General features: G+C 65.1%; 24 protein-coding genes. 6 read left to right on the forward strand and 18 right to left on the reverse strand.

What is annotated here, in order from left to right; translation table 11 throughout:
- Nucleotides 1-58: 58 nt before the first annotated feature.
- On the forward strand, nt 59-898 hold the full coding sequence (gene serB / locus Q0L30_RS10535; protein WP_296654656.1) for a phosphoserine phosphatase SerB: 840 nt from the start codon (nt 59-61) through the stop codon (nt 896-898).
- A gap of 79 nt (nt 899-977) precedes the next feature.
- Here serB and Q0L30_RS10540 read toward each other — a convergent pair whose 3' ends face one another.
- The 9 genes from Q0L30_RS10540 to phaC form a co-directional block, all read right to left on the reverse strand.
- Complete coding sequence (locus Q0L30_RS10540) at nt 978-2,162, reverse strand: cystathionine beta-lyase (protein WP_296654659.1); 1,185 nt, start codon at nt 2,160-2,162, stop codon at nt 978-980.
- A 4-nt stretch (nt 2,163-2,166) separates the two neighbouring features.
- Nucleotides 2,167-2,802 (reverse strand): hypothetical protein, encoded by a 636-nt coding sequence (locus tag Q0L30_RS10545; RefSeq protein WP_296654661.1) that lies wholly within the window; start codon nt 2,800-2,802, stop codon nt 2,167-2,169.
- A gap of 50 nt (nt 2,803-2,852) precedes the next feature.
- Nucleotides 2,853-4,037, reverse strand: a complete 1,185-nt coding sequence (gene bktB, locus Q0L30_RS10550; RefSeq protein ID WP_296654663.1) for a beta-ketothiolase BktB — start codon at nt 4,035-4,037, stop codon at nt 2,853-2,855.
- An 85-nt stretch (nt 4,038-4,122) separates the two neighbouring features.
- The gene (locus tag Q0L30_RS10555; RefSeq protein ID WP_296654665.1) at nt 4,123-5,049 is read right to left on the reverse strand and encodes a sugar kinase; all 927 of its coding nucleotides are present in this window, start codon (nt 5,047-5,049) and stop codon (nt 4,123-4,125) included.
- 5 nt (nt 5,050-5,054) lie between these two features.
- Entirely contained in the window at nt 5,055-6,392 is a 1,338-nt protein-coding gene (gene rimO, locus Q0L30_RS10560; protein ID WP_296654667.1) for a 30S ribosomal protein S12 methylthiotransferase RimO, read from the reverse strand.
- 507 nt (nt 6,393-6,899) lie between these two features.
- Complete coding sequence (gene phaR / locus Q0L30_RS10565) at nt 6,900-7,487, reverse strand: polyhydroxyalkanoate synthesis repressor PhaR (RefSeq protein WP_296654668.1); 588 nt, start codon at nt 7,485-7,487, stop codon at nt 6,900-6,902.
- Between the two features lie 143 nt (nt 7,488-7,630).
- A complete protein-coding gene (locus Q0L30_RS10570) occupies nt 7,631-8,371 on the reverse strand; it encodes a 3-ketoacyl-ACP reductase (protein WP_293037229.1) in 741 nt (246 codons plus the stop codon).
- Nucleotides 8,372-8,674: 303 nt separating this feature from the next.
- Nucleotides 8,675-9,856, reverse strand: coding sequence for an acetyl-CoA C-acetyltransferase (locus Q0L30_RS10575; protein ID WP_296654670.1), 1,182 nt, complete (start codon nt 9,854-9,856; stop codon nt 8,675-8,677).
- An 88-nt stretch (nt 9,857-9,944) separates the two neighbouring features.
- A complete protein-coding gene (gene phaC / locus Q0L30_RS10580) occupies nt 9,945-11,801 on the reverse strand; it encodes a class I poly(R)-hydroxyalkanoic acid synthase (RefSeq protein WP_296654672.1) in 1,857 nt (618 codons plus the stop codon).
- A 137-nt stretch (nt 11,802-11,938) separates the two neighbouring features.
- Between phaC and Q0L30_RS10585 the strand changes: the two genes are divergently transcribed.
- A complete protein-coding gene (locus tag Q0L30_RS10585) occupies nt 11,939-12,082 on the forward strand; it encodes a hypothetical protein (RefSeq protein ID WP_296654674.1) in 144 nt (47 codons plus the stop codon).
- Between the two features lie 103 nt (nt 12,083-12,185).
- Here Q0L30_RS10585 and pgeF read toward each other — a convergent pair whose 3' ends face one another.
- Entirely contained in the window at nt 12,186-13,046 is an 861-nt protein-coding gene (pgeF, locus tag Q0L30_RS10590) for a peptidoglycan editing factor PgeF (protein ID WP_296654676.1), read from the reverse strand.
- Complete coding sequence (locus Q0L30_RS10595) at nt 13,043-14,329, reverse strand: RluA family pseudouridine synthase (RefSeq protein ID WP_296654678.1); 1,287 nt, start codon at nt 14,327-14,329, stop codon at nt 13,043-13,045. The genes pgeF and Q0L30_RS10595 overlap by 4 nt, the downstream gene beginning before the upstream one ends.
- A gap of 141 nt (nt 14,330-14,470) precedes the next feature.
- Here Q0L30_RS10595 and Q0L30_RS10600 point away from each other — a divergent pair, with 141 nt between their 5' ends.
- Entirely contained in the window at nt 14,471-15,295 is an 825-nt protein-coding gene (locus Q0L30_RS10600) for an outer membrane protein assembly factor BamD (protein WP_296654755.1), read from the forward strand.
- An 89-nt stretch (nt 15,296-15,384) separates the two neighbouring features.
- On the opposite strand, the gene rlmD is transcribed toward Q0L30_RS10600, so the two are convergent.
- Nucleotides 15,385-16,728, reverse strand: a complete 1,344-nt coding sequence (gene rlmD / locus Q0L30_RS10605; RefSeq protein ID WP_296654757.1) for a 23S rRNA (uracil(1939)-C(5))-methyltransferase RlmD — start codon at nt 16,726-16,728, stop codon at nt 15,385-15,387.
- 574 nt (nt 16,729-17,302) lie between these two features.
- Here rlmD and Q0L30_RS10610 point away from each other — a divergent pair.
- On the forward strand, nt 17,303-17,590 hold the full coding sequence (locus Q0L30_RS10610; protein WP_296654679.1) for a hypothetical protein: 288 nt from the start codon (nt 17,303-17,305) through the stop codon (nt 17,588-17,590).
- Nucleotides 17,591-17,686: 96 nt separating this feature from the next.
- Complete coding sequence (locus Q0L30_RS10615) at nt 17,687-18,547, forward strand: endonuclease/exonuclease/phosphatase family protein (protein ID WP_296654681.1); 861 nt, start codon at nt 17,687-17,689, stop codon at nt 18,545-18,547.
- A gap of 24 nt (nt 18,548-18,571) precedes the next feature.
- On the opposite strand, the gene Q0L30_RS10620 is transcribed toward Q0L30_RS10615, so the two are convergent.
- The 5 genes from Q0L30_RS10620 to surE are packed head-to-tail and all read right to left on the reverse strand — an operon-like array spanning nt 18,572 to nt 23,189.
- Entirely contained in the window at nt 18,572-19,348 is a 777-nt protein-coding gene (locus Q0L30_RS10620) for a 3'-5' exonuclease (RefSeq protein ID WP_296654683.1), read from the reverse strand.
- A gap of 30 nt (nt 19,349-19,378) precedes the next feature.
- Complete coding sequence (gene rpoS, locus Q0L30_RS10625) at nt 19,379-20,461, reverse strand: RNA polymerase sigma factor RpoS (protein WP_296654684.1); 1,083 nt, start codon at nt 20,459-20,461, stop codon at nt 19,379-19,381.
- A gap of 12 nt (nt 20,462-20,473) precedes the next feature.
- Complete coding sequence (locus Q0L30_RS10630) at nt 20,474-21,340, reverse strand: peptidoglycan DD-metalloendopeptidase family protein (RefSeq protein ID WP_296654686.1); 867 nt, start codon at nt 21,338-21,340, stop codon at nt 20,474-20,476.
- A 5-nt stretch (nt 21,341-21,345) separates the two neighbouring features.
- On the reverse strand, nt 21,346-22,431 hold the full coding sequence (locus tag Q0L30_RS10635) for a protein-L-isoaspartate(D-aspartate) O-methyltransferase (protein ID WP_296654687.1): 1,086 nt from the start codon (nt 22,429-22,431) through the stop codon (nt 21,346-21,348).
- Entirely contained in the window at nt 22,428-23,189 is a 762-nt protein-coding gene (surE, locus tag Q0L30_RS10640) for a 5'/3'-nucleotidase SurE (protein WP_296654689.1), read from the reverse strand. The genes Q0L30_RS10635 and surE overlap by 4 nt, the downstream gene beginning before the upstream one ends.
- 227 nt (nt 23,190-23,416) lie before the next feature.
- Here surE and Q0L30_RS10645 point away from each other — a divergent pair, with 227 nt between their 5' ends.
- A complete protein-coding gene (locus Q0L30_RS10645; protein ID WP_296654690.1) occupies nt 23,417-24,388 on the forward strand; it encodes an NADPH:quinone oxidoreductase family protein in 972 nt (323 codons plus the stop codon).
- An 86-nt stretch (nt 24,389-24,474) separates the two neighbouring features.
- Here Q0L30_RS10645 and Q0L30_RS10650 read toward each other — a convergent pair whose 3' ends face one another.
- Entirely contained in the window at nt 24,475-25,713 is a 1,239-nt protein-coding gene (locus Q0L30_RS10650) for a CaiB/BaiF CoA-transferase family protein (RefSeq protein ID WP_296654692.1), read from the reverse strand.
- Nucleotides 25,714-25,716 lie beyond the last annotated feature (3 nt).

Here is a 25,716-nt window from a genome sequence, read left to right on the forward strand (position 1 = left end):
ATTTGCCGCGCCCGTCCTGGTTCACAGCCCGCTTTACAGCCCGCTATCCATCCACGTCATGAATCTCGTCATCCAGAGTCCTGCCTCGCTGCCCGCCGTTCACCACAAGCCGCTTCTGGCGCTCGCGCGCGGCAGCCGCCTCGCGCCAATCGACGAATTCGCGATCCGCATCGAAGGCGCCGTCCCCGCGCAACGCGGCGATCTCGACGTCTATTGCGGCACGCACCAACTGGATTACGCATTCATCGAAGCGGGACGCGGGCTCGCCGACTTCGGTCTCGTCGCCATGGACATGGACTCGACGTTGATCACCATCGAGTGCATCGACGAAATCGCCGACTTCTGCGGGCTGAAGGCCGAGGTCGCGGCGATCACCGAAGCGTCGATGCGCGGCGAGATCAAGGACTTCAACGAGAGCCTGACCCGGCGCGTGGCGCTGCTGAAGGGGCTCGACGCGAGCGCGCTGGAACGCGTCTACGAGGAGCGGCTGCAACTGTCGCCGGGCGCGACGCAGATGCTCGCCGGGGCGAAGGCAGCGGGGCTGAAAACGCTGCTCGTTTCCGGCGGCTTCACGTTCTTCACGGAGCGGCTCAAGGAGCGGCTCGGACTCGACTACACGCGCGCGAACACGCTGGAGATCGTCGACGGAAAGCTGACGGGCCGCGTGACCGGAGAGATCGTCAACGCCGATGTGAAGGCGCGCACGCTCGTCGAAACCTGCGCGCGACTCGGGATCGAACCGCGCCGCGCCATCGCGATGGGCGACGGCTCGAACGATCTGAAGATGATGGCCGAAGCGGGCCTTTCGGTGGCATTCCGCGCGAAACCCGTGGTGCGCGAAGCGGCGAGCGTCGCGTTCAATTTCGTCGGGCTCGACGGGTTGTTGCGGCTGTTCTGATTGCCGCGCCGCCAATAAAACGGCCGCTGCGCCCGCAAGGCACAGCGGCTGTTTTCATGGTGCTGCCGCGTGGCTGCGCTCAGGCGAGCGTAGCCAGCGCCTGCTCGATATCGGCACGCAAATCGGCTTCGTCTTCGAGACCCACGTAAAAACGCACCAGCGTACCGCGATGCGGCCAGTTCGCGGCCGTTCGCATCGACGTGACGTGATACGGCATCACGAGGCTGTGCGACCCGCCCCAACTCCATCCGATCGCAAACAGTTCGAGCGCCTCACAGAACGTGTCGATCTGCGCGGGCGTATAGCGTTCGTCGAACACCACTGAAAAGAGCCCGCCCGCGCCGGTGAAATCGCGCACGAACGATGCGTGGCCCGGACAGTCCTCAAACGCCGGATGCAGCATCGCCGCAATCTCGCCGCGCGTCTTGAGCCAGCTTGCGAGCGCGAACGCGCTCTTTTCGTGCGCTTCGAAGCGCGCCTTCATGCTGGGCAGCGCGCGCAGCACGAGCGCACAGTCGTCCGACGACACGCCGATGCCAAGCCGCATGCGCGCCTGCTTGAGCTTCAGATGCAGCGCGTGGTCCTTCGTGATCGTCGCGCCCATCAGCACGTCGCTGCCGCCCGACTGATACTTCGTGAGCGCCTGCACGGAAATGTCGATGCCGTGTTCGAACGGCTTGAACGCGAGCCCGGCCGAATACGTGTTGTCGATTGCCGTCACCACGTTGCGCGCGCGGGCCGCGGCCGTGATCGCGCGCACGTCCGGCACTTCCATCGTCACCGAGCCCGGCGCCTCCAGCCAGATCAGCTTCGTGGCGGGCAGGATCAGTTCGGCGATGCCCGCGCCGATCAGCGGATCGTAGTAGCGCACCGTGATGCCGAAGTCGCGCGCGAGCCAGTCGCCATGCTCGCGGTTCGGCGAGTAGACGTTATCGGGAATCAGCACGTCGTCGCCTGCTTTCACGAGCCCGAAGTAGACGTTCGAGATCGCCGACAACCCAGACGGCTGCAAGAGCGCGTAGTCGCCGCCTTCGATTTGCGCGAGGCGCTGGGTCAGCATGGCCGAGGTCGGTGTTGCATGCAGGCCGTAGCGCCACTGCGAGTCGTTGCGCCAGTCGAGCGCGCGTAGCGTCGCGAGATCGGGAAACACCACGGTCGAAGCGCGCGTAACCGGCGCGGCGAACGATTCGAATCCCGGCGTGATTTGGTCTTCGGGATGGACGATGCGCGTCTGCAACGCGCGGTTGGTGTCGTTTTTCTTCATGGGATTACTCGCCGGTCTTGAGATTGCTGACGCCGTTCACGGCCTGGCCGCTTGAGAATGCGGGCTCTGCGGGTTCGTCATGTAACTCCGCTGCAGGCTCGGCGGACGGAGGCGGCACGGGTTGCCCGGCCGTCAGCGGCTTCAGTTCGAAAGCCACCGGGTTCGAATCGTCCACTTCCATGCGCGCGCCCGAAAGCGAGCCGTCGGCGGCAAACGTGCCAACCCAGTTGCCCGTGATTTGCGTGCCGTCGTTCGACTCCTCGGCTTCGAGCGTCGTGCCTTCGTGGTCGCCCGCGATCAGGATCACTGCACCCGTATCGGTGAACTGGTATTCGCCGTGGACGCCGGTCGGGTCGTCGGTTTGCGGACCGAGCCGCATCACGATCTGGCGCTTGCCGAGCATGCCGGCGTAGCGCGGGAAGTGCGCGAAGTCGGGGTTCGGCTTGAGCGGCTTGAGCGGCTTGAGCGGCTTAAGTGGCTGAGAGGCCGCGGACGGCGTGGCAGTTGCCTTTGCCGCATCAGCGGCTTGCTGCGCGTGTGCGCCGAGCGGCAACGCGAGCGCGAGTGCTGTCAGCGCGCACGCCGCCCGCATCACGCCGCGCGTCGCGGCGACCCGTTGTGTTGAGGTCGATACTTCCATCTGGCTCCTTCCTTCGAGTGCGCCGCGCAGCAGTCAGCCGTGCGAACGCGTCAGATGCGCTCGAACACGGCGGCAATGCCCTGCCCGCCGCCGATACACATCGTCACGAGCGCATAGCGCCCGCCGATCCGATGCAGTTCGTAAAGCGCCTTCACGGTGATCAGCGCGCCGGTCGCGCCGATGGGGTGGCCAAGCGAAATGCCCGAGCCGTTCGGATTCACTTTCGCCGGGTCAAGCCCGAGTTCCTGCGACACGGCGCAGGCCTGTGCGGCGAACGCCTCGTTCGCCTCGATCACGTCGAGGTCGGCGGCCGTGATGCCCGCGCGTTCGAGTGCCCGCTGCGTGGCCGGCACCGGGCCGATGCCCATGTACGCCGGATCGACGCCCGCGTGCGCGTACGAGACGAGGCGCGCCAGCGGCTTCGCGCCGCGCGCGCGGGCCGCTTCGCTGCTCATCAGCAGGACGGCAGCGGCGGCATCGTTGATGCCCGACGCGTTGCCCGCGGTCACCGTGCCGTTTTCCTTCACGAATACCGGCCTGAGCTTCGAGAAATCTTCCAGCACGGCGTCGGTGCGAACGTGTTCATCGGTGTCGAAGACGACCTCGCCCTTCTTCGACTTGATCGCAATCGGCAGGATCTGATCCTTGAAACGGCCCTCTGCAATCGCCCTCGCTGCACGGCGATGCGATTCGAGCGCGAGCGCGTCCTGCGCCTCGCGCGTGATGCCGAATTTCTGCGCGACGTTTTCCGCTGTCACGCCCATGTGAATCGACTGGAACGGATCGTGGAGCGCGCCGAGCATCATGTCGATGAGCGGTGCATCGCCCATGCGCTGGCCAAAACGCGCGGCCGGAACGGTATAGGGCGCACGGCTCATGCTTTCGGCGCCGCCGCCGATGGCGATGTCCGCATCGCCGAGCAGAATGCTCTGCGCCGCCGAGACGATCGCCTGCAGACCCGAGCCGCACAGACGGTTCACGGTCAGCGCGGGCGCATGCTGCGCGACGCCGCCGTTGAGCGCGGCGACGCGCGCGAGATACATGTCCTTCGGTTCGGTATGCACGACATTGCCGAACACCACATGACCGACGTCGTCACCCGCCACGTTCGCGCGCGAGAGCACCTCGCGCACGACGCGCGCGCCGAGATCCGTCGGGGCGAAGTCCTTCAGGCCGCCGCCGAAGTCGCCGATTGCGGTGCGCACACCGCTCACCACCACCACTTCTCGTTGCATCGCTTGCTCCTCGTCTGTCTGCGTGGAAAGTTGATGTTCTGTATGCAGTGCGGCACCGGGCACTCGGCTCGCCCTCAGTTGGCGCTCAGGTGGACAGCAGCCTTTCGACCGCCTCGCGGTGCGGAATCGGCGCGATGGCGCCATAGCCTTGCGTCGACAGCGCGGCCGCCGCATTCGCGTAACGGGCCGCCGCAAACGGATCGTCGCCCGACACGATACGCGCGATAAACGCGCCGCCGAAGCAATCGCCGGCCCCCGTCGCATCGACCGCGGCGACGGCGCAGCCAGGCACCACGCGGCGCTCGCTGGCCGTCGCCACATAGGCGCCGTCCTTGCCGAGCTTCAGCGCGACGACGCGCGGCCCGCGCGCCAGCAGCCAGTCGACGATCGCATCACGATCCGCGAGACCTGTGAGCAGCGTGACGTCATCCCAGCTCGGCAGGCAGATATCGGTGACGCGCAGCGCTTCCGTCATCACTGCGCGCGCCCGCGCGAGCGGCCAGAGTTTCAGGCGCAGGTTCGTGTCGAAGCTGATCTCGCCGCCATGTGCGTGGACGTGGTCGATGGCTGCGAACGCGGCGTCGCACGCACTCGTGCCGATCGCGAGGCTGATGCCCGAGAGATGCAGTACGCGCGCGGCGGCAAGCGCGTCGAGCGGCAGATCGCGCGGCGCATAGCGGCTCGCCGCCGACCCCGCGCGCAGATAGTCGAACGCATGGCCGGACGGCCCGTGCGAGACGAAATAGACGCCTGTGGGCGCATCCGCATCGACACGGACGTTGGCCGTATCGACACCTTCACTCAACCACAGATCGCGCAGCAGCCGCCCGAACCGGTCGTCCCCGAGCGCGGAGACGAAGCCCGTGCGCACGCCCTGGCGCGCAGCGGCAACGCAGAAGTTGGAGGTATCGCCGCCGAAGCCTTGCAGATAGTCCGGCTTGCCCTCCGACGCCTGGTTGAACTCCACCATCGCCTCGCCAAACGCGAGCACCTGCGCGGCGCCTGCATCCATGCGCGTCAGACCTCGCCCCACAGATCGTGGCCGTCCGCGCCGGTGATCTTCACCGACACGAAGTCGCCGACCTTGTAGCGCTTCGATGCCTTCACTGAAGGCGCGACGTAGACGACGCCATCGATCTCGGGTGCGTCGGCAGACGTACGGCCGATGCCGCCATCAGGGTTGATCTCGTCGATCAGCACCTTCAGTGTCTTGCCGACCTTGCGCTGCATGCGCTTGGCCGAGACCTGTTCCGCCACTTCCATGAAGCGCGCGCGGCGTTCCTCGCGCACTTCGTCGGGCAATGCGCCGTCGAGTTCGTTGGCGGTCGCACCTTCGACGGGCGAGTAGGCGAAGCACCCCACGCGATCGAGTTCAGCCTCGCGGATGAAATCGAGCAGCGTCTCGAACTGTTCTTCCGTTTCGCCCGGAAAGCCCGCGATAAACGTGCTGCGGATCGTCAGATCCGGGCAGATCGCACGCCAGCCCTTCACGCGCTCGAGCACCTTCTCCGCATTCGCGGGACGCTTCATGCGCTTGAGCACTTCGGGATGCGCGTGCTGGAACGGCACGTCGAGATACGGCAGAACGTGGCCCTTGTACGGGCCTTCGGCCATCATCGGAATGATTTCGTCGACGCTCGGATACGGATACACGTAATGCAGACGCACCCATGCGCCGTGGCGCGCGGCCAGCTCGCCGAGCGCGCCGACGAGTTCGGTCATGCGCGTCTTGAGCGGACGGCCGTCCCAGAAGCCGGTGCGGAACTTGACGTCGGCGCCGTAGGCGCTCGTGTCCTGCGAGATGACGAGCAACTCTTTCACACCCGACTTGAAGAGGTTCTCGGCTTCGAGCATCACGTCGGCGACCGGGCGCGACACGAGATCGCCGCGCATCGACGGAATGATGCAGAACGAGCAGCGATGGTTGCAGCCTTCGGAGATCTTCAGGTACGCATAATGGCGCGGCGTGAGCTTCACGCCCGCGGGCGGCACGAGATCGACGAACGGGTCGTGGGGCTTGGGCAGATGGATGTGCACGGCCTGCATGACTTCGCTGGCGGCCTGCGGCCCGGTGACGGCGAGCACCTTCGGATGCACGTCCTCGATGAGGTTGGTGCCGCTCGCGCTCTGCTTCGCGCCGAGACACCCCGTGACGATCACCTTGCCGTTTTCGTGGAGCGCTTCGCCAATGGCGTCGAGGCTTTCCTGCACGGCTTCGTCGATGAAGCCGCAGGTGTTGACCACGACCAGGTCGGCGCCGTCGTAGGTGCCCGAGATTTCATAACCCTCTGCGCGCAACTGGGTGATGATCTGCTCGGAGTCCACGAGCGCCTTCGGGCAGCCGAGGGAAACCATCCCGACTCGCGGCGCAGGATTACTGGAGGTCGTTGATTCAACTGGATTTTTCACGTGTACATCCGGATGTGGGGCGCACGGCGGGAAAGCGCGGTGCGAGATCAGGCGAATCGCGTATTTTACCTGTATGTCATAGCGAGCGCCGCTGCTTCGCCGGGTAACTGCATGGAAAGTCGGGCCGGATTACGGACGCGCTTTTACAACATCGGCCGGCCGGGCAAGGTGCGCTGGAGGAATGTTGGTTTTGGCCGGAAAGCGGTGGGATGGAAAAACGGACCTGCCCGAGCCGGTGGGACAGATGAAAGATGAAAGGGCTACGCATGGCGCCCGTCGCACGCGCGAAGCTCACGGCAGAGGCGCACGCGCACGCTGCAAGGCGGGCAATGCCAGCCCCGCGCAGACGCTGCTGCGCGGCCAGCCGATGCGCCAACCGCGCTACGTTCGAAACCGCGTCGAATCCGCGCGCTTGCCTAAGCATGGCGCGAACGCGACGATGCCCCCGAAACGTTACTTCTTCTCGTCCTCGCTGCGCTCCGGCGCAGTCTGCCCAGGCGCCGCGGGCTTGAACGGGAAGCTGCTGAACATGTTCTTCGCCTGGTTCTGCATCTGCTCCTGCATCTGCACGAACATGTTCTTCGATTGCTCGATATAGCTCGTCATCATGCCCTGCATCATGGGCGCCTGCATGTTCATGAACTGCGACCACACTTCGGGGTTCATCGCGTTGCCTTCGTAGAGGCTCTTCGACTGATCCGCGAGCTTGTTCTGAATATCGATGAACGCCTGAATATTCTTTTCCAGGTATGTGCCCATCATGCCCTGCATGGCATGACCATAGAAGCGGATGATCTGCGACAGCATCGACGACGAGAACATCGGCAGGCCGCCGCTCTCCTCTTCGAGGATGATCTGCAGCAGGATGCTGCGCGTGAGATCCTCGTTGGTCTTCGCATCGATGACCTTGAACTCCTCCTGATCGAGCACGAGTTGCTTCACGTCGCTCAACGTGATGTAGGTGCTCGTTTCCGTGTCGTAGAGCCGACGGTTCGGATATTTCTTGATGAGTCGTTCGGCGGTCTTCTTTGTAGTCGTCATATGTCGCCCTTGTTCGCCCGGCACGCCCCTCGCGTGCGAGCCTTGTTCGGCAGCGGCGTCTGTCCCGGTGTGACAACAGACACGCTGCCGTTGTGGATCCATGCGCTGCCCCGCGCCCCGAAAGGCTGATGCGGCACGCCGGATCAGCCCATGTGCAACCCGCCGTTCAGCGAGAAGTCTGCACCGGTTGCGAAGCCCGACTCGTCGGAGGCGAGCCACGCGACGATCGATGCGATTTCCTCCGGCGCGCCGAGGCGGCGCACGGGAATCGTCGCAACAATCTTCTCCAGCACGTCGGGACGGATCGACTTCACCATGTCCGTGCCGATATAACCCGGCGAAACCGTGTTGACGGTCACGCCCTTCGTCGCCACTTCCTGCGCGAGGGCCATCGTGAAACCGTGAATGCCGGCCTTCGCCGTCGAATAGTTGGTTTGGCCGAACTGGCCTTTTTGCCCGTTCACCGACGAAATATTGATGATGCGGCCCCAGCCGCGCTCGACCATGCCGTCGATGACCTGCTTGGTGACGTTGAAGAGGCTCGTGAGGTTCGTATCGATGACGGCAGTCCAGTCTTCGCGCGTCATCTTGCGGAACACGACGTCGCGCGTGATGCCCGCGTTGTTGACCAGCACGTCGATCTCGCCGACTTCGGCCTTGACTTTGTCGAACGCCTGGCGCGTGGAATCCCAGTCGCCGACATTGCCTTCCGAAGCGATGAATTCGTAACCCGCGGCCTTCTGGTCCTCGATCCATTTCACGCGACGAGGTGAGTTCGGACCACACCCGGCGACCACCGTGAAGCCCTGCTTGGCGAGGCGCTGGCAGATACCCGTGCCAATACCGCCCATTCCGCCGGTTACATACGCAATTCGCTGTGACATAAGCCAAACTCCATTATCGTTTTCCAGAGCGTTACACGACCGCTCAGGTCTCGCTCCTTACTTCGTCCCGCCCGTGCTGCAGCTTCGGTTACCGCGTATTTACCAGTTTCCACCTGGTTATACCTGGTTGTACCTGGTTGTACGGCACACCGCCCTCAGCACACTACATCTGCACCAATCCGCACGACATTGCTTTCACTACCGCCGCGATTGCTCGCTTCATTGCTCACGCTTCACTGCGCAATCGCGGCGCGCGAGCGAGCCGACACCGGCCCGCCGCGCAACTCCATTACAGACCAGACGTTACGGACGCTCGACCGCGAGCGCCACACCCATGCCGCCGCCGATACACAGCGAAGCCAGGCCGCGCTTCGCATCGCGGCGCTGCATTTCATGCAGCAGCGTGACGAGGATACGGCAGCCCGAAGCGCCGATCGGGTGACCGATCGCGATGGCGCCGCCGTTCACGTTGATCTTCGACGTGTCCCAGCCCATCTGCTTGTTCACGGCCAGCGCCTGCGCGGCGAACGCTTCGTTGATCTCCATGAGATCGAGGTCCTGCGGCGTCCAGCCTGCACGCTCGAGGCAGCGCTTCGAGGCGGGCACCGGGCCCATGCCCATGACCTTCGGATCGACGCCCGCGTTCGAGTACGCCTTGATGCGCGCGAGCGGTTTCAGACCCAGCGCCTCGGCCTTCTTCGCCGACATCACGATCACTGCCGCCGCGCCGTCGTTGAGGCCCGACGCATTCGCAGCCGTTACCGTGCCTTCCTTCTGGAACGCCGGCTTCAGGCCCGCGAGCGCTTCGGCCGTGACGCCATGGCGCACGAATTCGTCGGTCTTGAAGAGAAGCGGCTCGCCCTTGCGTTGGGGGATCTCGACCGGCACGATTTCGGCGTCGAAGCGACCCGCTTTTTGCGCGGCCTCGGCCTTGTTCTGCGACAGCGCCGCGAACGCGTCCTGCTCTTCGCGCGTGATGCCGTATTCGCGTGCGACGTTTTCCGCCGTCACGCCCATGTGGTACTGGTTGTACACGTCCCACAGGCCGTCGACGATCATGCTGTCGATCAGCTTCGCATCGCCCATGCGGAAGCCGTCGCGCGAACCCGGCAGCACGTGCGGCGCGGCGCTCATGTTTTCCTGGCCGCCTGCGACGATGATTTCCGCCTCGCCCGCGATGATCGCGTTGGCGGCCAGCATCACGGCCTTCAGGCCCGAGCCGCAGACCTTGTTGATCGTCATGGCGGGAATAGCCGAGGGCAAGCCCGCCTTGATCGAAGCCTGGCGCGCGACGTTCTGGCCCGAAGCGGCCGTCAGCACCTGGCCCATGATCACTTCGCTCACCTGCTCGGGCTTGATGCCCGCACGCTCCAGCGCCGCCTTGATTACCACGGCGCCCAGATCGGGGGCCGCGATTTTCGCAAGCGTGCCGCCGAATTTGCCCACCGCGGTACGCGCGGCCGATACGATCACGATGTCGGTCATTTTGAGTTCCTTCGGGCGGCGCGACGTCACAGGAAGCGCCACCCCGTCAAGTTAGTCAAGTTAAAAACCCATTCCGCAGCAAGACGCGTCAGTCGCGCTGCTGCACGTAACGGCCCGGAGCCGGTTCGATTTCCGGAAATTCCGCCGATCCGGCCTGGGCGCGCGGCTTCACCTTCTTGCCGCCGTACTGATCGAGCCATTGCGCCCACGTCGGCCACCAGCTACCGGGTTTCTCCTCGGCTTCGCCCAACCATGCGTCAGCGTCGGTCGGCAGATGCTTCGCATCGGTCTCGACACTCCAGAAGCTGCGCTTGTTTTTCGAAGCCGGATTGATCACGCCTGCAATATGCCCCGACGCACCCAGCACGAAGCGCAGCGGTCCCGAAAGCAGCGGCACCGATGCGTAAGCCGTGCGCCACGGCACGATGTGATCTTCGCGCGAACCGTAGATGAACGTCGGCACGTCGATGCGCGAGAGGTCCACCTGTTCGCCGCACACCGTGAGCGCGCCGGGCTCGCGCAATTTGTTCTCGAGATACGTATTGCGCAGATACCACGCGTACATCGGGCCGGGCAGGCTCGTCGAGTCGCTGTTCCAGTACAGCAGATCGAACGGCGCGGGCGTGCGGCCCTTGAGATAGTTGTCGACGACGTAGTTCCAGACCAGATCGTTCGGGCGTAGGAACGAGAACGTGTTGGCGAAGTCGACGCCGCGCATCACACCGGGCGTCCCGCCGTTCTTGCCGCCGATGGTCTGCTCGCGCATCTGCACGTGCGATTCGTCGACGAACACGTCGAGCACGCCCGTATCGGCGAAATCCAGCATCGCGGTGAGCAGCGTCATCGACGCGGCCGGGTGCTCTCCGCGCGCGGCCTCGACGGCGAGCGCGGTGGCCAGCATCGTGCCGCCGACGCAAAAGCCGAGCGTGTTGATCTGCTCGCGGCCGCTGATGCTGCGCACCGTATCGATCGCCTTGAGCACGCCGTCTTCGATGTAGTCGTCCCACGTCTTGTGGGCAATCGATGCGTCGCCGTTGTGCCAGGAGATCAGGAACACCTGCTGGCCCTGTTCGAGTGCGTACGCAACCAATGAATTCTCGGGCTGCAGATCGAGGATGTAGAACTTGTTGATACACGGCGGCACGATCAGGAGCGGCCGCTCGCGCACGCTCGCCGTGCGCGGTTTGTACTGGATCAACTGGAACAGTTCGTTTTCGAACACGACCGCGCCTTCGGTCGTCGCGAGATTGCGGCCCACGACGAATCGCGACTCGTCGGTCTGCGATATTTTGCCGCGCGTGAGGTCGCCAAGCAGGTTCATTACGCCCTGGCGCAGGCTTTCTCCGTGCGATTCGAGCAAGGCGCTCTGCGCGTCCGGATTGAGTGCGAAGAAATTGCTCGGCGAGGTCGCCGCCGTCCACTGCTGGACCGCGAAACGAATGCGCTCGCGCGTTTTCGGATCGGTGTCGATGGCGTCGACGAGTTCGTGCAGATAGCGCGCATTCAACAGATACCAGGCTGCCGTGAATGCATAGGCGGGCGTCGCTTTCCAGGCATCGGAGCTAAAGCGGCGGTCCTTGAGTTCCGGCGCTTTCGGTTCGGTATCCGCGGCCTGGCGCAACAGTTCGAGCGCGTCGCGCGAGTAGTCGGCCTGCAGCTGTTGCAGGCGCACGGGTTCGATGGATGCACTGGGGAATCTGGGCGGCTCGAAAGGTCCAGCGGGCGCAGCGGCGCCATTGCCCGCCTGCGGCCACCAGCCGTTTTGCAGCGGCGCGCCCGCGACCTTGCCCTGCGCTTGCTGCGCGGCATTCATGGCGTTGCGCCAGGCTGAAGTCCACGCGTCGAGTATCTGCTGCATTCCGGCGGCATCCGGAGTGAATTGCTGTGCACCGCTCGTAGAGGCGCTGGCGCCGGGGGAATTCGTGGAACGTTGAGATGCCGTCATACCTGCTTTTGACCGATGTGTCCCGGAGGACTGGTTGAGAGGCAGGCGGTCCGCACACGGGCGCGATCGCGTCGCACCACGTCACGTCCTGTCCCGTAGGTGTGGGACATTCTTGCTCCCCACGGCAAAGCATGTCAATGCTTGAGCCCGATTTTGCCGCACCGCGATATTTTTTTAATTATCGTTTTCCCGATGTAGCCAGACGCTTAATTGATTCGATCCAGCGCACGCCGATGCGCGTGCAAAAAAAAGCCCAGTGCGCCCAAGCGCTTGCAGTGTAATCGGCCCCGCTGCTGCATCATCCGTTACAACTGCTGCGCTGCATCGCTTCATATTCGATGCAGCGCAGCAAAAACGTTACTCGATGTAACCGCGAAAGACACCTCAGGGCGTCAGCCACACGAGCGCGGCCATGCGGCCCGTGACACGCTCGCGGCGATACGAATAAAAACGCTCGCGCTGTGTGTATGTGCACAGATCGCCGCCGCTAATCCGCTCGACGCCCAGCGTGGCGAGCCGCAGGCGCGCGAGTGCGTTGAGATTGGCGAAGAATTTGCCCGGCGCCTCGGGCCGTGCAACGAACGCGGCGGCAGTCGCGTCGCGTTGCTGGGCGCCAACGGCGACCGGGTGATTCATGAACGCGTCACGCACGTCTGCCCCCACCTCGAAGGCAGCCGGCCCAATCGCCGGCCCGAGATACGCGTGCAGATCGTACGTCGCGCAGCCCGCGAGCGCTGCGACACGCTCCGCGGTCTTTTCGATGACGCCCGCAGCGAGCCCGCGCCAGCCCGCGTGCGCCGCACCGACCGCGCGACCCGCGCCGTCACACAGCAGCACCGGCATGCAGTCGGCGACCATCACCGTGCAGGCGATGCCCGGGCGATCCGTCACGCAGGCGTCGGCACTCAACGGTTCGCCTGCGCGCGCGGCGGCCAGCGCGTCGACGGCGTCGACCACCCCCGCGCCATGCACCTGCTTCAGCCACGCCACAGGGACGCCCGCATACGCCAGTAGACGAGAACGGTTCGCCTCGACGCGATCGGGCTCGTCGCCCGAGAGCCGGCCCAGATTCAGCCCGCCCGGCAGCTCGCGTCCTTCGCCGCTTGCGCCACCGGCCATCCAGCGGCCGAAAGGCGGCTCGCTCACGCCGCCGTCGCGCGTCGTCACGAACGCGCGCACGTTCGACGGTGCAGCCCAACCGGGATGCACCAGATCCGCTTGACTCAGTTCAGGCGCGATCGTCATGCGTGTGCGTCCTCGCCGTCGTCGTGATCTTCATCGTCACCCTCGTCGCCATCGTCTTCGTAGTCATCCTCGTCGCTGCCGATGACGTAGCCTTCGTCGGTGTACGCGCTGTCGAAGACTTCGTCGTCGAAGCCGTGTTCCTCGCTCTCCTCACCGAAGCCCAACGCGGCGATCAGCGCATCCATGTCGTCGGGCACGTCCGCGCGCCACTGCATCGCGCGGCCCGTGACCGGATGAATGAGCCCCAGGCGCCACGCATGCAGCGCCTGGCGCGCAAAGCCGTCGGGTAGCGCGGCCACGGAGCGGCGGCCGCGCGCACGCCCATAGACCGGGTCGCCGAGCAGCGGGTGGCCGATAGCCGCGCAATGCACGCGAATCTGGTGCGTGCGGCCCGTCTCCAGATCGCAGTGGATCGCGCTGACCGGCTGGCCGTGCCAAAGCGTTGCGTCGACGCGCCGGAAATGCGTGCGGGCCGGCTTGCCATTAGAGCCCGCGACTACCGCCATGCGCGTGCGCTCGCGAGGATCGCGGCCGATCGGGGCATCGATCGTGCCCTTGTCCGGCACGTTGCCCCACACGAGCGCCAGATAGCGGCGCTTGACCGTGCGCGCCTGGAGCTGGCGCACGAGATCGGTTTGCGCTTCGAGCGTGCGCGCGACCACCATGAGCCCCGAGGTCTCCTTGTCGAGCCGGTGCACGATGCCCGCGCGCGGCAGGCCGGCAGCCCGGTCGCCGTAGCGATACAGCAGGCCGTTGAGGATCGTCCCGCTCCAGTTGCCCGCCGCCGGATGCACGACGATCCCGGCCGGTTTGTTGATGACGACAAGCGCGTCGTCCTCGTAGACGACGTCGAGCGGCACGGGCTCAGGAGTGAATGCAAGCTGCTCGGGCAGCAGGTCGGGCACGAGCTCGATCGTCGCGCCGAGCGGGACCGGCTGGCGCACCTTCGCGGGCGCGCCATCCACGCGCACGCGCTGCGCCTCGATCCAGCCCTGCAGGCGGCTGCGCGAAAACTCGGGGAAAACCTTGGCGAGCACCTTGTCGAGCCGCTCGCCCGCGAGCTCGTCGGGCACCTGCGCGCGGCGCGGCGGCTCCTCGGCGCGTGCTTTGGCGCTCGTGCGGGCGGACGGATCTGCGACGCCGGACGCGGATTCGTCCGCGCCGAAATCGTCGTCGAAAGCGTCGCCCGGCGCTGCGTCATTGGGCACTTCGCCCAGGCTATAATGGTCGATGCTGTTTGGGGCGCCGGGGGCGCCGCCTCCCGGAAGAACTGAACGGGTCATTGAGTCTGGGTCACCTGGGACCTGAAGCTGAACTGGAAAATGCGAGCCTTGAACACGATTACGAAACTGGCCCAACATGCGATGGCCCGTAACGCCCGTAACATCCGTAACGCGGCGGCACAGGAATCGGACGAAACGACGATGACGACGATCCGCAAGATCGGCAACATCCTTCGCATCGCCGCCTGTGGCGCCGCGCTCGCCGTGGTGGCAGCCTGCCACGGCCTGCCGGAAAAGACCGACGAAACGGCAAGGTGGAACAACAACAAATTATATACGGAGGCCCAGGACTCGCTTAATAGCGGCGACTGGGGCAAGTGCGCAAAGTACTTCGAGTCGCTGCAGGGTCGCGACCCGTTCGGACATTTCGCCCAGCAGGCTCAGATCAACGTGGCCTACTGCAACTGGAAGGATAACGAGAACGACGCCGCCGACCAGGCGATCGATCGCTTCATCAAGCTGCACCCGCAGCACCCGGACGTCGCCTACGCGTACTACCTCAAGGGCATGATCCACTTCAACGACGACCTGGGCCTGTTCGGCCGGTTCTCGGGTCAGGACATGAGCGAGCGCGATCCGAAGTCGCTGCGCGAGTCCTATGACGCGTTCAAGGTCGTCGTCGACAAATACCCGCAGAGCAAGTACGCCCCGGACGCCGCGCAGCGCATGCGCTACATCGTGAATTCGCTTGCGTCGCACGAAGTCCACGCCGCCGACTACTACTATCGCCGCGGCGCCTATGTGGCTGCGATCAACCGCGCGCAGCTCGCGATCAAGGATTACAAGAGTGCGCCGGCCATCGAGGACGCGCTGCACATCATGATCCTCTCGTACCAGAAGCTCGGTCAGCAGCAACTCGCCGACGACACGCGCCGCGTGCTCGCCGCGACCTTCCCGGACAGCCCGTACATCACCGGTCACGCCCGGCCCGGTACGGAAACCAAGTCCTGGTGGCAGATCTGGTAAGCGATCCGGTCAAAAAAATCCCGCACATGTGCGGGATTTTTTTCGCCTTACGCCGCTGGGCAGGGCCGCAGCAGCGCAAGTTCCTGTACTCAGTCCCGCTCGAACAACGCAATCGACTCGACGTGCGACGTGTGCGGGAACATGTTCACCACGCCCGCGCCCTTGAGCCGGTAACCGGCTTCGTGCACGAGCAGGCCCGCGTCGCGCGCGAGCGTCGCCGGGTTGCACGACACGTAGACGATGCGCTTCGGCAGCACGCCTTCGCCGCTCTGCGCCATGTCCGCAAGCGCCCTCGACACGGCCAGCGCGCCCTCGCGCGGCGGATCGACGAGGAATTTGTCGAACGCGCCAAGCGCGCGCATGTCGTCGGCGGTCACTTCGAACAGATTGCGGCATGCAAACGACGTGTGACCGTCCACGCCGTTCGCGCGTGCGTTATCGAGCGCGCGTGCGGTCAGCGTTTCGCTGCCTTCGATCCCCACGACTTCGCGCGCGAGCCGCGCGAGCGGCAGCGTGAAGTTGCCGATGCCGCAGAACAGATCGAGCACGCGATCGCCCGGCTCCGGCGCGAGCAGACGCAACGCACGGCCGACCAGCACGCGGTTGATCTGGTGATTGACCTGCGTGAAGTCCGTCGGCTTGAACGGCATCCGGATATCGAATTCGGGCAGCGTGTAGTCGAGCTGGGCGTCGAGGGGATAGAACGGGAAGACCGTGTCGGGGCCCTTCGGCTGCAGCCAGAACTGCACGTTGTGCGCGTCGGCGAAGGTGCGCAGCAGCGCTTCGTCGGCGGCCGTGAGCGGCTCCAGGATGCGCAGCACGAGCGCCGTCACGCTCTGACCGACCGCCAGTTCGATCTGCGGCAAACGATCGCGGATCGACAGCCCTTCGACCAGCGCGCGCAGCGGCACCAGCATGGCCGAGACGTTCGGCGGCAGCACCTCGCAGCTCGTCATGTCGGCGACGTAGCTGCTCTTCTTCTCGTGGAAACCGACCAGCACGCCACCCTTCTTCGGCACGTTGCGCACGGTGAGACGCGCGCGGTAGCGGTAGCCCCACGACGGGCCGTGAATCGGCCGGAACATCGATTCGGCGCGCACCTTCGAGAGGTGCGCGAGGTTGTCTTCGAGCACGCGCTGCTTGACCGCGATCTGCGCGCGCACGTCGAGATGCTGCATCGAGCAGCCGCCGCAGGTGCCGAAGAACTGGCATTGCGGCTTCGTGCGGATCGCGCTCTCGCGAAGCACGTCCACCACCGTCGCCTGCTCGAAGCTCGGCTTTTTGCGGTAGCTCGAATAGGTCACACGCTCGCCGGGCAGCGCGCCCTCGACGAAAATCACCTTGCCCGGTTCGCCGGTCTCGGTGACAGTGCGGCCCACACCGCGCGCCTCCATGTCGAGCGACACGATCTCCAGAATCGGGGCATGAAGCACCGAGGCTTCCGTGGCGGCACGCCGTTCGGCCCGGCGCTCGCGCTTCGAGCGCTTTGCGGGGGTCGTGGGGGCAGCAACGGTTTCCGGTGCGGCTGCGGCGTGGAGGGATTCGGTTTGAGGATCGGGGGCAGCTTGAGACACCAGCGGATTCCTGACTGACAGTGGGTAAGATAGGGGCGAAGGCGAAATTGTAGACGAAGTCCAGGCCGACGCCTTCGACAGGCCGCTCCGAAACCCGCGCGCTGTGCTGTCACGCCGCGTGCGCGGTTGAAAGACGTTTCATCGACGGTGGCGAAGGCGAACATTTCGCACGATCTTGCGATACAACAACACCGAATCGCACCGAAGATCAATTACCATAGCGACCGCTATTTCGCGCCTGCAATGGCGTCCTTCGTGCTTGAGCGCACCGCGAATCGCCGCGCACCTGGTTTTCCCTGAATTTCAATTGAGCCGGCGTCGCTCGCGCTCACCGGCCAGGCGATCGTGCGGCACTGCGTTTTAGCGTAATCCAATGGACGATGGCGCGAGCGAATCAAATCCTTGAGGCCCCACTCTTTTTACTGGAGTCGAATTGAGCAAGCATTTTTCCAGTGCCGCCGCGATGGCCGCGCTTCTCGCCCTCGCCGCGTGCACGGGCGTCAAACCCGAGAAAGTTATCGCCACTGTCAAGCCGGGCCTCACGCAGACCGAGCTCATGACTCGCATCGGGCCGCCCGACAGCCAATACGACGACAACGGCCATGCCTGCTTCCAGTATGCGATCGGCGAGGACAATAACGTACCGCTCGCGGTCTATTTCGACGACCAGCAACGCGTCGCCAGAACCGAACGCGCCAATTGCCGGGGACGCCTGCGCTAACAGTTGCTAACCGCGGATAACAGTCGATGTGGCGGGCTTGATGAAGCCTGCCGTTCGGCTACAGTGAAGCAGTATCGGTCCACCACTGGATAGCCGATGAAACTGCTCAGCTGGAACGTACAGTGGGGCCGTGACGCAGCGGGCGTCGTCGACCTCGCGCGCACCGTGCGCGAAGCGCGGCGGCTCGCCGATTTCGACGTGCTGTGCCTGCAGGAAATCACACGCGGTTTTGGCGCACTGCCGGGCAACCCGGGAAGCGATCAATTCGCCGAACTCGGGGCGTTGCTGCCCGGGTTTACGATCATCGAGGGAATCGGCGCCGATCTTCCTGCCCCGCACGACACGCCGCGCGCGCCGCGCCGCCAGTTCGGCAACGCCATCGCAACGCGCTTGCCTGTCGCACAAGTGTTTCGCCACTTGCTGCCCTGGCCCGCCGATCCGGCTGCACCTTCGATGCAGCGCGTTGCGCTCGAAGCGGTGCTCGACACGCCGGGCGGCGCGCTACGCGTGCTGGTCACGCATCTGGAGTACTACTCGCTGCGCCAGCGGCTCGCCCAGGTGGACGAATTGCGCCGCCTGCAGCAGGAAGCTGCCCAACACGCAGCGCACCCTGCGCCCGCCGAAAACGACACCGGCCCGTTCGCGCCGACGGCGCGGCCCGCGAGCGCCATCCTCTGCGGCGATTTCAACAGCGCGTGGTCCAGCGAAGCGTACGCACGCATGCTGGAGCCGATCGCCGACAGCCCTGCCTTCGTCGATGCGTGGATTGCGCTGCATCCGGGCGCGGCACCGCCGCCGACCGCGGGTGTCTACGACACCGTGCAATGGTCGTCCGGTCCGCTTGCGTGCGATTTCGTTTTCGTGACGGAGAACCTGCTCGGGCGGCTGCGGCACTGCGAGATCGACAGCGCGACGCAAGCGTCGGACCATCAGCCGATCGTGCTGGAATTCGACTGAAACTGAAACACGCCTGAGCGCCGCTCAGGCGCCGAACGCCGCGAGATACTCCGCCCAGTGCGGCGCGGGCTCCATGGCGAGCGCATTCTTGACGTGCGTGATTTCGTCTTCGTATTCGCGCTCGCTAAAGCCGCCGCGCATCAACTGGAAACGGCAAAAGAGCAGATACGTGTTGACCACGTCCGTTTCGCAGTAGTTGCGGATTTCCTCGATGCGCCCGTCGCGGAACGCCGTCCACACCTGGCTGCCGTCCATCCCGAGCTTGCCCGGAAAGCCGCAGAGCTTCGCGAGCGCGTCGAGCGGCGCGTTCGCGCGCGCCTGATACATCGCGAGCACGTCCATCAGATCGGTGTGACGCGAGTGATAGCGGCTGATGTAGTTGTTCCACTTGAAGTCGCGGTCGTCTTCGCCGAGGTCCCAGTAGCGCGACGCGCGAATGCCGTGCACGAGCGCGCGATAGTGCAGCACGGGCAGATCGAACCCGCCGCCGTTCCACGAGACGAGCTGCGGCGTGTACTTCTCGATAGTCCGGTAGAACGACTGGATCAGCGCGGCTTCGCCGTCCTCGGGCGTGCCGAGCGAGCGTACGCGAAAACCCTGGCCATCACGGAACACGCAGGAAATCGCCGCGATGCGTTGCAGATGGTGCGGGAGAAAATCGCTGCCGGTTTTCTCGCGGCGCGCGGCGAACGCATGCTCGGCCACTTCGGCGTCGGTGAGCGTTGCGGGAAGATCGTCGAGACGGCGAATGCCGTCGACATCGGGAATCGTCTCGATGTCGAATACAAGAACAGGTGTCATTCAGTCAAACGGCGGGTTGAACGGCGGAATTTACAGGACGGCGTCCTTACGCACGCCGTTGGAGGCAAAAAAGCGCTTGAGGCGCACCAGCGCTTCCTGCTGGATCTGCCGCACGCGCTCACGGGTCAGGCCCATTTCGTCGGCGAGTTCTTCGAGCGTCGCGGGCTCGATATGGTTCAGTCCGAAGCGGCGCTCGATCACGTGCCGATGCTTGTCCGAGAGCCGCCCGAGCCACGCGCGCGTCAGCGTTTCCAGTTCGCGATGCTGCACTTCCGCATCGGGCGACTGGCTCTGATCGTCGGAGAGCAGATCGAGCAGGCTGCTCGCAGGATCGAGATCGAGGGGCGCGTCGAGCGACGCCGTGTGTTCGTTGAGCGCGAGGATATCGGTGACTTCCTCGGTGGTCTTGCCTGTGAGGTACGCGATGTCGTCGATGCTCGCGTCGCGCCGCTCGGACGCGGTATTGGCATTCAGCGAATTCTTCTCCAGATGGCGCTTCGCGCGCAGCACCTGGTTCAGTTCGCGGATCACATGCACCGGCAAGCGGACCGTACGCGCCTGATTCATGATCGCGCGCTCGATGCTCTGGCGGATCCACCACGTTGCATACGTCGAGAAGCGAAAGCCGCGCGCCGGATCGAATTTTTCTATCGCGTGCATGAGGCCCAGGTTGCCCTCCTCGATCAGATCGAGCAGCGGCACGCCGCGATTCAGATAACCTTTTGCAATGCTGACCACGAGCCGCAGATTCCGCTCGATCATGACCTGGCGCGCCTCGAACTCGCCGGCCTTCGCAAGACGCGAGTAGCGCTGCTCCTCCTCGACGGTGAGCAGCGGCTTCACGCTGATCCGGTTCAGATAATGCTGGATGGTGTCGGCCGTGAGTTCGGCCTGCAGGAGCGCGCGAAAGTCGTCGGCGTCGGCCGCGGGCTCGGCGGTCTCGCGGTTGTTGCCCTCCTCATCGGAGGAACCTTCGCGCTCGTCGAAATCGTGCGACTGTTCGAGTTCGGACTGCGCCTCGTCGTCGCCAGGCGCAGCGCTGTCCTCAACCGAAACCGGGGCGGCTTGGCTGTCAGACTCGGTTTGCTGCAGACGGCGCTTCGGTTTCGGCATGGTCGGCTCGCTTTATTGCGGCGGCAAGTACTTCAGTGGGTCGACGGGTTTGCCCTGACGGCGGACTTCGAAATGCAGCATCACGCGGTCCGAATCACTATTTCCCATTTCGGCGATCTTCTGACCTTTGGTGACTGCATCTCCCTCTTTTACCATCAAAGCGCGGTTGTGTGCATACGCCGTCAAAAAGGTGGCGTCATGCTTGATGATAATGAGATTGCCGTAACCGCGCAGCCCATTTCCGGCATATACCACCCTTCCGTCGGCGGCGGCCTTGACCGCATCGCCCGATGCGCCGCCGATATTGATGCCTTTGTTCTTCGCGTCATCGAAGCCATTGAGCAGCGGCCCGCGCACCGGCCAGCCCAGCGCGATGCTGGCTGACGGCATGGCGGCGTCGTTCGCGCTGCCCATCGGCGCAGCGGGAGCCGGCGCGGCGTTCGCGCCCGCACCGTAGACCGGCGGCACGTTCTGCGCGCTGCCGCCCGGCACAGGCGCCGTGATGACACCCGGCGTCATTGCGGCGGCATTCGCACCCGGCGGCACGACGCGCAACAACTGGTCGACTTCGATCTGGTTCGGGTTAGTGAGATTGTTCCACGCGGCGATGTCGCGGTAATTCTGGCCGTTTTCGAGCGCGATCCTGTAGAGGGTATCGCCCGGCTTCACCCGATAGTAGCCAGGAGGCGGCGGCCCAAGCGGCACGGCGGGCTGGGCGGCGGCTGCGCCGAGCGGCGCAGTGCGGTCGACCACAGGTGCCTGATCGAACCGCGTCGCACAGGCTGTCAACACGCAGAGCGCGACGGCTGCTGCGCCGCGCTGGGCTACGGTCAGATCGATCTTCAGACGGTTTCTTTGCATCGCGCGCAACATACTCATCGGTTTCAGATCACTCCGGATTTTAAAGGGACAAAGAAAACGCGATCAAGCCGCGATTCCCGCCACTGCGCCGGGCCCGTACGCTCGACGAGCGTCAGCACCTGGGTCGCCTCGCCACCGGCTCCTGCGGGCGATGCGACAGGCGCCACGAGCCGCCCGCCGATGGCGAGCTGCTCGAGCAGCGCCTGCGGCACCTCGAAGCCGGCGGCCGCGATCACGATCGCGTCGAACGGCGCCGCCGACGGCATGCCGAGCCGTCCGTCGCCGTAGTGCAGGCGAATGTTGGGGATGCGCAGCGGACGAAGATTCGTCTTCGCGCGCTCGTACAACGGCTTGATGCGTTCAATCGAATAAACATCGCGTGCGATGCAGCTCAGCACCGCCGCTTGATAACCACAGCCCGTGCCGATCTCGAGCACACGATCGAGCGCACGCCCCGCGCCCGCGAGTTCGAGCATGCGCGCGACGACCGAGGGCTTCGAGATCGTCTGCTGATGACCGATCGGCAACGCCGCATCTTCGTAGGCCTGGGTCGCAAGACCAGGATCGACGAACATGTGGCGCGGCACGCCCGCAAGCGCCTGAAGCACGCGCGCATCGACGATGCCGTTCGCACGCAGCCTTTCGACCATGCGCTCGCGAACCCGTTCCGACGTCAAGGCAACCGCACCGTTGAGCGGCACACCTGGCGCGCCGGATGCCGGCGTGGCGGGGGTGCCGGGTGCGCCGTGTGTGCCATGGGTGCGCTGCACGGCATTGGAACGCGTTGGTACGGCGCGCGGCGCGGCATCGCTGCCGCGCACATCGCTTGGGCGTGCCAGCGCAGCTGGCTTGCTGCTCACCGGACGCTTGAGTCCTGCGCCAGGCGCCTGCCCCGGCTTGCTCGTGCCGACGCCGCCGCTCACGTGCGGCACCGCGGGTTTGGCCACAGGTTTAGCCGCGGGTTTGGCCACTGCCGTGCCCGCCTTGCCCGCGCCACCGAGCGGTGCGCGCGCTTCGCCGCCACGCGAATCCTGGCCGTCACGGCGGCGCGGTTCGCGCACAAGATCCGCGAGCCCGAGCGGAAAACGCCTGGTGCGCTCCCCGGTCATGAAGCGCGGCCGCCCTGACGCGCCCATGCGCGCGTCTCGGACAACATCTGCGTGTGAGTCAGGTCGAGTTGCAGCGGCGTAATCGACACGTGGCCGTGCGACACCGCGTGAAAATCCGTGCCCTCGCTCGCGTCGCGCGCGGTGCCGGATGGGCCGATCCAGTAGATCGGCTCGCCGCGCGGGTTGGTCTGCTGGATCACCGGCTGCGAGGGATGGCGCTTGCCGAGGCGCGTCACGTGCCATTCGCCAAGTTCGGCGTACGGCAGGTTCGGAATGTTGACGTTCAGAAGCGGATGCCCCTGCAACGGATTCGCGAGGTAATGCGCGACGATCTCGGCTGCGACGCGCGCGGCGGAATCGAGATGCGCCCAGTCCTTGTCGGCGAGCGAGAACGCGATCGCCGGCACGCCGAACATGATGCCTTCGGTTGCGGCGGCCACCGTGCCCGAATAGAGCGTGTCCTCGCCCATGTTCTGGCCGTTGTTGATGCCGGAGACCACGAGATCGGGCCGCTCTTCGAGCATGCCCGTGAGTGCGATATGAACGGAGTCGGTGGGCGTGCCGTTCACGTAGTAGAAACCGGTCGTCGCCGAGCGCAGCACCGATAGCGGCCGCCACAGCGTAAGCGAGTTCGAAGCGGCGCTGCAGTTCTGCTCGGGCGCCATCACCGTGACCTCGCCGAGCGGCTTGAGCGCTTCGTAGAGAGCGGCGAGTCCGGGGGCGAGATAACCGTCGTCGTTGCTGAGTAGTATTCGCATCCGGCGATTGTAACCGAGGAAAGAAGGCACGCGAGCGACAGCCCGGCAAGCCCGCTGGCCGGGCCGCGCGAGGGCGGGCGGGAGCACGGCACGTCGTCTGCGGCACGCGTTCGTGCCGATTTCGAACCCGGTGCCGAATCGCACGATCGTTCGAATATCACCGGATTGCCGTACACTGTCCGTTCGTCACGATTTCATAAACGACGCGACAGCACACAGGAGACACGATGCGCGCCATTCGCTGCAACCAGTACGGTCCACCCGACTCCCTCTCGCTCGAAACGTTGCCCGACCTGACACCCGGTGCGGGCGAGGTCGTCATCGACGTGAAAGCGGCCGCCGTCAATTTTCCCGACGTGCTCATCATCGAAAACAAGTATCAGATGAAGCCGCCGCTGCCCTTCACGCCGGGCGCCGAGGTCGCAGGCGTCGTGCGTGCCGCGGGCGCGGGCGTGAAACTTGCGCCGGGTGCGTGCGTGATCGCTTACGTGGGTACCGGTGGCTTTGCCGAGCAGGTCGTGGCGAATGAAGCCGCCTGCGTTCCGCTGCCCGATGGCGCCGATTTCGCGACGGCCGCCTCGTTCACGCTCGCCTACGGCACGTCGCATCATGCGGTGGTCGACCGCGCGGCGCTGCGCGCCGGCGAGACCATGCTCGTGCTGGGCGCGGCAGGCGGCGTGGGACTTGCCGCCGTCGAGATCGGCAAGGTGCTCGGTGCACGCGTGATCGCCGCGGCATCGAGCGACGAAAAGCTCGATATCTGCAAGCGCTTCGGCGCGGACGCCACCATCAACTACAGCACCGAAGATCTGCGTGAGCGTGTGAAGGCGCTCACCGACGGCAAAGGCCCGGACGTGATCTACGATCCGGTCGGCGGCATCTACGCGGAACCCGCGTTTCGCAGCATCGGCTGGCGCGGCCGCTATCTGGTCGTCGGCTTCGCCAACGGCGAAATTCCGAAGCTGCCGCTCAATCTCGCGCTGCTCAAGGGCGCGAGCATTGTCGGCGTGTTCTGGGGGGAATACGCGCGTCGCGAACCGCAGAACAACGCGGCAGCGTTCGCCCAGATGGTCGACTGGATCAACAAGGGCTTGCTCCGGCCGTATGTCTCGAAGCGCTACGCACTCGCCGAGACCGCTCAGGCGCTCAAGGACATGGCTTCCCGGCAGGTGGCGGGCAAGATCGTAATCGAGCCCTGAGCGTTTCGCGCGCTGCCGGAATGCGAACAGCGCGCCGAGGCGCGCTGTTTGTTTGTGCGATTCGTTTGTGCGATTCGTCTATCGACTCAGACGATCTGTTGCGCGCGCAACCGGGCAATATGGTCTGCGTCGTACCCCAGCGCACGGAGAACTTCGTCAGTATGTTCGCCGAGTTCAGGGCCCAGCCAGCGCGTATCGCCAGGCGTGGCGGAGAGCTTCGGCGTGACCGCGGGCAGCGCGACGTCGACCTTGTCTTGCCAGCGGAACTGCTGGATCATCTGGCGCGCCATGAACTGGGGATCCGTGAACATGTCGGCGACGCTGTAAATGCGCCCCACCGGCACATCGGCGGCGTTGAGCACGTCGAGCGCTTCGTCGATCGTGCGCGTCGAAAGCCATGCGGCAATCGCGCCGTCGATCTCCTGCGTGCGCGGCACGCGGCCGTCGTTATGCGCGAGGCCCGGATCGTTGGCGAGATCGTCGCGGTCGATGGCGCTCATGAGACGCTTGAAAATCGGGTCGCTATTGCCGCCGATCACGATGCTACCGTCCTTGCACGGGTACGTGTTCGACGGCACGATGCCCGGCAGCGAGGCGCCGGTGCGTTCGCGCACCATGCCGTAGACGCCGTATTCCGGCACCACGCTTTCCATCATGTTGAAGACGGCTTCATAGAGCGCGACATCGACGATCTGCCCGCTGCCGCCGTTCACATTGCGGTGATGCAGCGCCATCAGCGCGCCGATCACGCCATGCAGCGCGGCAATCGAATCGCCGATGGAAATGCCGATGCGCGGCGGCGGCAGGTCCGGGTAGCCGGTGATGTGACGCAAGCCGCCCATCGACTCGGCAATCGCGCCAAAACCCGGACGATCCCGATACGGACCGCTTTGCCCATAGCCGGACAAACGCACCATCACAAGACCGGGATTTTCTTTCGACAGCACGTCGTAACCGAGGCCGAGCTTTTCAAGCAAACCGGGCCGGAAATTCTCGATGACGATGTCGGCTTCTTTCGCGAGGCGGCGGACGATCTCCTTGCCCTCCTCGGCCTTCAGGTTCACCGTCACGGACTTCTTGTTGCGCGCCTGCACGGCCCACCAAAGCGAAGTGCCGCCCGCTTCGGGATAGAGCTTGCGCCACTTGCGCAGCGGATCGCCGCCCTTCGGGTCTTCGATCTTGATGACCTCGGCGCCGAACTCGCCGAGAAACCGCGCGGCGAACGGGCCCGCGATCAGCGTGCCGAGTTCGAGCACTTTCACGCCTGCGAGCGGGCCGGCGGCACGCTCGCGGGACGCGGATTCGGGGGATGTGGCTGCGCTCATGGG

The organism is Paraburkholderia sp. (genome assembly GCF_024281035.1).
Classification (GTDB): Bacteria; Pseudomonadota; Gammaproteobacteria; order Burkholderiales; family Burkholderiaceae; genus Paraburkholderia.